Annotated in this window: 6 protein-coding genes; 3 read left to right on the top strand and 3 right to left on the bottom strand. The window is 75.3% G+C overall.

Features of this window, described 5'->3' with window-relative positions; all coding sequences use genetic code 11:
* The 3 genes from ACFTZL_RS39665 to ACFTZL_RS39655 form a co-directional block, all read right to left on the bottom strand.
* Nucleotides 1-167: HTH domain-containing protein (locus ACFTZL_RS39665; protein WP_382593815.1), on the bottom strand; the 167-nt coding region annotated here is incomplete at its 3' end.
* 39 nt (nt 168-206) lie between these two features.
* Nucleotides 207-1,493, bottom strand: a complete 1,287-nt coding sequence (locus ACFTZL_RS39660; RefSeq protein WP_382593812.1) for an ABC transporter substrate-binding protein — start codon at nt 1,491-1,493, stop codon at nt 207-209.
* Complete coding sequence (locus ACFTZL_RS39655; RefSeq protein ID WP_382593809.1) at nt 1,468-2,031, bottom strand: hypothetical protein; 564 nt, start codon at nt 2,029-2,031, stop codon at nt 1,468-1,470. Before ACFTZL_RS39655 ends, ACFTZL_RS39660 begins: the two co-directional genes overlap by 26 nt.
* A 140-nt stretch (nt 2,032-2,171) precedes the next feature.
* Between ACFTZL_RS39655 and ACFTZL_RS39650 the strand changes: the two genes are divergently transcribed.
* From ACFTZL_RS39650 to ACFTZL_RS39640, 3 genes are read left to right on the top strand one after another with little or no spacing between them, the layout of a single operon-like run.
* Nucleotides 2,172-2,648 (top strand): hypothetical protein, encoded by a 477-nt coding sequence (locus ACFTZL_RS39650; protein ID WP_382593806.1) that lies wholly within the window; start codon nt 2,172-2,174, stop codon nt 2,646-2,648.
* Between the two features lie 9 nt (nt 2,649-2,657).
* Complete coding sequence (locus ACFTZL_RS39645; protein ID WP_382593803.1) at nt 2,658-5,339, top strand: ATP-binding cassette domain-containing protein; 2,682 nt, start codon at nt 2,658-2,660, stop codon at nt 5,337-5,339.
* Nucleotides 5,336-5,977 (top strand): ATP-binding cassette domain-containing protein, encoded by a 642-nt coding sequence (locus ACFTZL_RS39640; RefSeq protein WP_382593800.1) that lies wholly within the window; start codon nt 5,336-5,338, stop codon nt 5,975-5,977. The genes ACFTZL_RS39645 and ACFTZL_RS39640 overlap by 4 nt, the downstream gene beginning before the upstream one ends.
* The last annotated feature ends 47 nt before the right edge of the window (nt 5,978-6,024 follow it).

Here is a 6,024-nt window from a genome sequence, read left to right as displayed (position 1 = left end):
CCCTTGAACGCCGCGATGGGGTAGCCGAGTTCGCGCAGCCGGTCGACGTCACGGCGCAGGGTGCGGGCGCTGACGCCGAGCCGCTCGGACAGGTCGGCGCCGGACCACTCGCGGTGGGCCTGGAGCAGGGACAGCAGACGCAGCAGGCGTGCCGAGGTCTCCAACATGGAAGCGAGTCTGTCAGCCCTTGCGGACAGCCGCTGTCCTCAAGGCTCGTAGGCCAGTTGCGGTACGTCGAAGCAGGTGCGGTTCATGTCGCCCTGGCCGACCCAGCCCTCGCCGTCCTGCCAGCGGGCCACCGACAGGCAGGTCTCGCGGGTCTTCGGGGGCTCGGCGAGCCGCTGGAACTCGACGGGCAGGAGCAGTCCGCCCGCCGTGTAGCCCTGGCTGCGGTTCATGAACGCGTCGACGCACGCGCGCGTGATGCCCGTCTTCGCGCAGGACTTCGCCGCGTCCGTGAACCAGCGTGCGGCGGCCCACCCCTCGAGCTGCCACTGGGAGTGGGTCTCCAGGCCTTTCGTCGCCTCGCGGAACTCCCGTACGGCCGGGTGGCCGGTGTCGTCGAAGTCGCGGCTCGCGCCGGTCGCCCAGAGGGCGTTGCGGCAGCGCGGGGCGTCCTCGTAGTCGTCGGGGACGGTGGACGTCCAGTTCTGCACGTTGGTCACCTTGGCGGTGACGTGGGCGCCGACCTCGTCCATGGCCTGGCAGAGCCGGGCGTTGCCGTGCGAGTCGATGGCGTCGAAGACCAGGTCGGCGCCCTGTTCCTTCAGATCGGCCGCGACGGCGCGGAAGTTGGGCAGGGCGAAGTCGACCTGCTCGGTGACGACCTTGTAGCCCTCGGCGCGCAGGCCCCGCTCGACGAGCCGGGCGTAGGCGGCGGACGCGGACTGGTTGTAGGAGACGACGGCGGCGGTGCGGGCGCCGTGCTCGCGTTTGAAGTAGCGGTAGACCTCGGTGCCGCCGTACAGCTCGCCGTCCCATCCGGTGGTGCCGTCGCGGGGCGCGAGGCTGCCGTAGATGCCGTAGAGGTGCGGGTAGGTGTCGTAGGCGCCGCCGATGGGCTGGCCGCCGATGTCGGGCACGCGCGCGCGGGAGACACGGGAGGCGCCCGCGTAGTCCAGGGCGGTGGTGGCGACCAGGGCGACGACGTCGTCCTCCTCGACCAGCTTGTGCACGCACTCGTTGTTGCCGACGCCGCTGCCGCCGTCGTCGCACAGGCGCACCTCGACGCGGCGGCCGTCGATGCCCCCGCGCGCGTTGAGCCGGTCGAACCAGGCCTTGGCGCCGTCGCGCGGGCCGGTGAAGGCGCTGCCGCCGACCGGGCTGGTGGCGCTGGCGATGATGCCGACCCGCAGGGGCGCGGAGTCGCGGGGCGCCGGGGTGCGGTCGTCGTGCTCGAAGTCGCTCTCCGGGAGCCGGCTGCCGCAGGCCGCGCTCAGGGCGAGCAGCAGCACCGCGGCGAGGATCTCAGCAGCCCGGGACCGGCGACCCATTGCCGCTCATCTGCACCAGCGAGCACAGCGTCTTGACGGACACCTTCCAGGTGCCCTCCTGCTCGACGGCTGTCCCGGAGGCGTCCGGCAGAGCGGTGGCGCCCTTCAGGGTGAGCGTGTACGTCACGTCCGCCTCGGTCGCCGAGGTGAACTCGATCTTGGTGACCTTCGCCTGGACCTGGCCGCCGCGTTCGTCACCGCTGAAGGCCTGCAGCACCGGGCCCATCCGGTCGCCGTTCTCCAGGACGGCCTGTTTGTCCTCGGTCGAGGTCTCCGGGTCGAAGAACGTCTCCCAGTTCTGCTTGATCTCCTTCTCGGCCGCGGTCCGGTCCGCAGGCGCGCTGGCCGGCGCGCTCGTGGTCCGCTCCGCGGTCGGTGTGGGCGGCGTGCTCTCACTGCCGCCGCCGCTGTCGTCACTGCACGCCGCGAGGGCCGGGGCGAGGGCCAGGACCAGGGCGGCCGCGATCGCCGTGCCCCGTCCCGCGGCTCGCGGGCCCTCTGTCGCTTTACCCCGCCTGAGGTCGCTGCCGAGAACCATCTGGCTCACCACCGGGTGTCGGTCCGGGCCATGTGCGCCCGGTGCTTTCAGGGTCAGCTTCCACAGGGCATAGTGCAAGCGATCGCCGGACTTGAACAGGCAGCCAGGCACACAGCCGAACCGAAGCGTGGGAGCCAGCGATGCGGACAAGCCGACTGCGGACCGTGCATCCCGTCCTGTGGACCGGCTGGGCCGCGCTGGCCGCGGGCGCGGTGCTGTGCGTCGTCGGCTGGTACGGCGTCTCCGGCGAGCGCTTCGCGGAACGGCAGCTTCCCTACCTCGCCTCCTGCACGGTCCCCGGCGCGGCGCTGATCGTCTCCGGGGCGGTGCTGCTGGCCCACGGCCGGGGCTCGATCGCCGCCGCGCGCGTGGAGGAGCTGTACGGCCTGCTGGTGGCCGCCGAACCCGCCGACGCGGACGAGACGGGGCAGGCCTCCCTCGCGCCGCTCGCGGTCAGCGGCGAGCAGCTCATGGTGCCGGGCGGCACACTGTGGCACCGCGCGGACTGCCCGCTGGTCGCGGGCAAGGCGGACGCGGTCCCGGTGGACTCCAAGCTGGTGGCGAGCGGTGAACTGGGCCCCTGCCCCATCTGCGAGCCCACCGGGGAAACCGACTGAGCCCGGCCGATGTCCTCGCTGACGTACGACCTCACCCTCGCCGGTCTCTCGGTCGGCAGTGCGGCGGCCCTCACCGGGATCGGCCTGATCGTGACGTACCGCGCGACCGGCGTGCTCAACTTCGCGCACGGCGCGATCGCGATGGTGTGCGCGTATGTGCTGCGGCAGTGCGTGGTCGAGTGGGGCTGGCCGCTGTGGCTCGGGGCCACGGTGACCCTGCTGGTGCTGGCGCCGGGGCTGGGTGTCGTACTGGAACGGTTCGTCTTCCGGCCGCTGGCGGTCCTCGGCGGCGACCCGGCGCAGACGCTGGTGGCGTCCATCGGGGTGTTCGTGCTGCTGGTGGGCGGGGCGGCGCTGCTGTGGGGGCAGGGGGCGCGGGAGGACGCGCCGGAGCTGGTGCCGGACGAGCCGTGGGGGCAGCTCGCGGTGGTGCTGGTGCTGGCCGCCGGGGTCGCGGCGGTGGTCCGCCGGACGCGGTTCGGGCGGGAGCTGCGGGCCGTGGTGGACGACCGGCAGCTCGCCGTGCTGGGCGGCATCGACGCGGACCGGGTCTCGGCGGCGGGCTGGGCGTTCGGCTCGTTCACGGCGGGTCTGACGGGCGTCCTGCTGGCGCCGTACGTGCGTCTCGACCCGTACGGGCTGCCGCTGCTCGTGATGGAGGTCGTGGCGGTGGCGGTGGCCGCGCGGATGCGGAGCCTGCCGGTCGCGGTGGTGGTGGCGCTGGGCATCGGGGTGGCGCAGAGCCAGCTCACGCGGCTGCATCCGTCGGGCTGGGGCGAGCCGTTGCTCCAGGCGGCCGGCACGAACCTGTTCGTCGTCGCCCTGCTGATCGCGGCGCTGGCACTGCCGGGGGCCGATACGCGTGACGCCCTGCCGCGCACGGCCACGGCGCGGGTGCGGACCCCGCCGGGCGCCTGGATCGTGGCCCTCGTCCTGTTCCTGCTGCCGCTGGGCCTCGCCGGACGGGACCTGCACACCTCGGTCCAGGTGCCGGCTCTGGCCGTGATCCTGCTGTCCCTGGTGGTGGTCACCGGCCGGGGCGGCCAGATCTCGCTGGGCCAGGCGGCGTACGCGGGTCTGGGCGCCCTGTTCACCGCGCTGCTGGCGGCCGGCCGCTTCCCGGGGCTGCCCCGGCTGCCGGAGCTGGCGGCCCTCGCGGTGGCGGTCGTCCTGGTGGCGCCGCTCGGCCTGCTCACCGGCTGGCCGGCGATCGGCCGCCGGGGCCTGGCGCTGGCGCTGGCGACGTTCGCCGTCGGCGTGGGGGTGAGCCGCTTCGTCTTCGCGCAGCCGTACGCCACGTCGGGCCTGTCGCTGGGCCGTCCGGCGGGCTTCGACGGGGACCGTGCCTACTACGTCCTGGAGTTGCTCCTGCTGGCGGTCGCGCTGCTGGCGACGCACGCCCTGCGCCGGGGGCGGACGGGCCGGGCCCTGGCGGCCATGCGGGACCACGAGCGGGGCGCGCAGGCGGCGGGCGTCCAGGTGCCGTCCCTCAAGCTGCTGGCCTTCGTCGCGGGCGCCGCGCTCGCCGCACTGGGCGGCGCCATGCTCGGCATGGGCCTGCGCGCCTTCGACGCCGCCGCGTACGACCCGGTGCGCGGCCTGCTGTGGTTCGCGGCGGTCGTGGTGCTGGGCGCCGACAGCACCCTCGGCGCCCTCGCCGCCGCGGCCCTCCTGGTCGGCCTGGACGCGGGCACCCGGGGCGGTGTCGCCGCGGCGCTGATCGGCGTCCTGGCGATCCTCGTGGGCCGCTTCCCCGGCGGCCCCTACGAGGCCCTGCGCGCGGCGGCGGAACGCCTGCGGTTGCGCCGCACACCGGCGCTGACACCGGTGGGTGCCCGGGCCCGCGCGCTGCTGCGCCCGGCGGTGCCACGGGCGGCCCGGCCGGCGCCGGTGCCCGCGGGGGCGACGGCGACGGGAGCGGCCGCAGTGGATGCAGCACGCAGCGGCAGTCGGCCACCGGCGCCCCCGGGCGCTCCCACACCACCCACCCTCGCCGCTCCCCTCCTCACCGCCCGCCGTCTCCACGCCCGCTACGGCGGCTTCACCGCCCTCGACGGAGTCGACCTGGACCTCTCCCCCGGCCGGATCACCGCCGTCGTGGGTCCCAACGGGGCCGGGAAGAGCACCCTGTTCCACTGTCTGGCCGGGACGCTGCGCCCCGCGCGCGGGACCGTGCGGTTCGGTGGGCGGGACATCACCGCGCTGCCCGCTCACGCCCGGACCCGGCTCGGTGTCGCGCGGACCTTCCAGCAACTGGCCGTCTTCCCGTCGCTGACCGTGGCCGAGAACGTCCGGGTGGGCGCCGAGCAGGGCCGGGTGAGCGACCCGGGCGCGGTGGAGCGGACGCTCAGGCTGCTCGGGCTGGACGGGCCGGTGCGGGCACAGCCCGCCGCCGGGCTGCCCACCGGGACGCTGCGCCGCGTCGAACTGGCCCGGGTCCTCGCGGGCGGCCCCCGCGTGCTGCTGCTCGACGAGCCCGCCGCCGGCCTCGACAGTGCCGAAGTGGCCGCCCTGGCCCGGGTCCTGAAGGCCCTGGCCGCCGACGGCACGGCCCTGCTCGTCGTCGAGCACGACGTGGACCTGGTCGCGGGCCTCGCCGACGTCGTGCATGTGATGACCGCGGGCCGGATCGTCGCCTCCGGTCCGCCCGGACACGTCCTGGACGCCCTGGGAACGGCGGCCGGCCGATGACGGCGGTCTCCCTGCGCCACGCGCGCGTGCGCTACGGCCCTCTGGAGGCCCTGCACGGCGTCACCCTCGCCGCCCCCGGCCCCGGCCTCACCGTCCTGCTGGGCCGCAACGGCTCCGGCCGCACGACCGCCCTGCGCGCGCTGGCCGGCACCGTGCCCCTGTCGGGCGGGGCGGTGGTGTGGGACGGCACCGACGTGACCCGCGTACCGGCGTACGAGCGGGCCCGGCGCGGGCTGTGCATGGTGCCGGAGCGGCAGGCCGTGTTCGGCTCGCTCAGCGTGCGCGAGAACCTCGGACTCGCCGCCCCGGACCACACCCCGGCCCTCGAGGCCTATCCGCCGCTGCGTCCCCTGCTGGAGCGGCGGGCCGGCACTCTCTCCGGCGGGGAGCAGCGCATGCTCGCCCTGTCCCGGGCCTTGCTGGCACGCGCGCGCGTGGTGCTCGTCGACGAGCCCGCCCAGGGCATGTCGCCCTCGGTCGCGGCCCGGACGTACGAGCTGCTGGGCGCACTCGACGCGTGCGTGGTGATCGCCGAGCAGCGACTGCCGCCCGACCTGCGGGACCGGCCCGCCCTGGTCTACGAACTGCGCCGCGGGTCGGTCGTGTTCGCCGGGGAGACGGGCGAGCTCAGGCGATGACCGGGAACCGGTGCCCCGCACGGCCAAGGTCCCGTCCGGTCGGCCGA

The sequence above is a fragment of the Streptomyces sp. NPDC056948 genome (genome assembly GCF_042674225.1).
Lineage (GTDB): Bacteria > Actinomycetota > Actinomycetes > Streptomycetales > Streptomycetaceae > Streptomyces > Streptomyces purpurascens.
The sequence above is the reverse complement of the archived record's forward strand: the minus strand, read 5'-3'. Positions and strand labels throughout refer to the sequence as shown.

Excerpts from the sequence above, each read along its gene's own strand:
- ACFTZL_RS39660 (WP_382593812.1), bottom strand. The coding sequence starts at position 1,493 with ATGGGTCGCCGGTCCCGGGCTGCTGAGATCCTCGCCGCGGTGCTGCTG.
- ACFTZL_RS39645 (WP_382593803.1), top strand. The coding sequence starts at position 2,658 with ATGTCCTCGCTGACGTACGACCTCACCCTCGCCGGTCTCTCGGTCGGC.
- ACFTZL_RS39640 (WP_382593800.1), top strand. The coding sequence starts at position 5,336 with ATGACGGCGGTCTCCCTGCGCCACGCGCGCGTGCGCTACGGCCCTCTG.
- ACFTZL_RS39650 (WP_382593806.1), top strand. The coding sequence starts at position 2,172 with ATGCGGACAAGCCGACTGCGGACCGTGCATCCCGTCCTGTGGACCGGC.
- ACFTZL_RS39655 (WP_382593809.1), bottom strand. The coding sequence starts at position 2,031 with ATGGTTCTCGGCAGCGACCTCAGGCGGGGTAAAGCGACAGAGGGCCCG.